Here is a 1,353-nt window from a genome sequence, read left to right as displayed (position 1 = left end):
GGACGTCGCCGTCTCATCGATCGGCGTGTTCGGCAATCCGCTGGAGAACGGCGAGGTCGACCGCGGCGTGCTCGCGGCGTGGGAGACCGTCATCGACAACGCACATCTGTTCGGCACCACGATGGTCTGCGGCTTCACCGGCCGGCTGCGCGGCAAACCGCTGACCGACAGCCTGCCCCGCTTCCGCGAGGTCTGGGGGCCGCTGGCCAGGCGCGCCGCCGACAAGGGCGTGCGCATCGCCTTCGAGAACTGTGCGATGGACGGCAACTGGGCGAGCGGCGACTGGAACATCGCCCACAACCCGGACGCCTGGGAGCTGATGTTCAACGAATTGCCCGACGACAATCTCGGGCTCGAATGGGAGCCCTGCCACCAGCTCGTCTATCTGATCGACCCGATTCCGCAGATTCGCAAATGGGCGCCGCGTATCTTCCACGTCCACGGCAAGGACGCCACCGTGCGCTGGGACGTGATCCGCGAGCACGGCGTGTTCGGACGCCTGCCATTCGTGCAGATGCGCAGCCCCGGCTTCGGCGACAGCGACTGGACCCGGGTGATCAGCGAATTGCGGCTGGCCGGCTACAAGGGCGCCATCGACATCGAAGGCTGGCACGACCCGGTCTATCGCGGCGACCTCGAGATGACTGGTCAGGTGCGGGCGCTGGGCTATCTGAAGCAGTGCAGGGGAGGAGCCAGCTACCTGCCCAATCCGGTGTGAGGACCGGCCGGCGGGAGGAGCCGGCCACCAAGACTACGGCCGAAGCAATCGTCGAAACCCTCTGTTGCGAGGGACCAAAAGGGAGGAACGTGCATGAGCATCACGACGAGAAGGACTGTTCTGCGCTCGACCGTCGCGGCGGCTGCTGCGGCGCTCTGCGCCTCGATTTCCACCTTGCCGGCAAAGGCGCTTGACGCCCAATGGTGCAAGGACGTCCATATCCGCTTCTTCGTCGGCGGCGCCGAGGGCGACGCCTTCGGCACCATCGTCTACAATGGCGCCAAGCAGGCGGCGGCCGATCTTGGGCCGAAGGTCGACTACATCTTCTCCCAGTGGGATGTCGAGAAGATGGTGCAGCAATTGCGCGAGGCGGTCGCGGTCAAGCCGCAAGGCATCGCCATGATGGGCCATCCGGGCGATGCCGCGATCATGCCGCTGGCCGAGCAGGCGCATAAGGACGGCATCAAGATGATGTACCAGAACGTGCCGGTGCCGAAGGTGGTGGAAGCGTTCGGCGGCGGCTATGTCGGCGCGCAGCAGGAGCAGCAGGGCCGCGCGCTCGGCGCCGAGGCGTTCAAGCTCGGCAAGCTCAAGGCCGGCGACAAGGCGATCATGATCGGCCCGTTCGAGCACGA

2 protein-coding genes are annotated in these 1,353 nt (G+C 66.1%); both read left to right on the top strand.

All coding sequences use genetic code 11. The features are described from left to right. The coding region (locus EOA60_RS33160; RefSeq protein ID WP_164899778.1) for a sugar phosphate isomerase/epimerase at nucleotides 1-718 on the top strand (718 nt) is incomplete at its 5' end. A gap of 93 nt (nucleotides 719-811) precedes the next feature. Next, the coding region (locus EOA60_RS33155; RefSeq protein WP_164899777.1) for a substrate-binding domain-containing protein at nucleotides 812-1,353 on the top strand (542 nt) is incomplete at its 3' end.

This window comes from Mesorhizobium sp. M1A.F.Ca.IN.020.06.1.1, assembly GCF_004023265.1.
In the GTDB taxonomy this organism is placed as follows: Bacteria; Pseudomonadota; Alphaproteobacteria; order Rhizobiales; family Rhizobiaceae; genus Mesorhizobium.
This window is presented reverse-complemented; position numbering and strand designations above follow the sequence as displayed.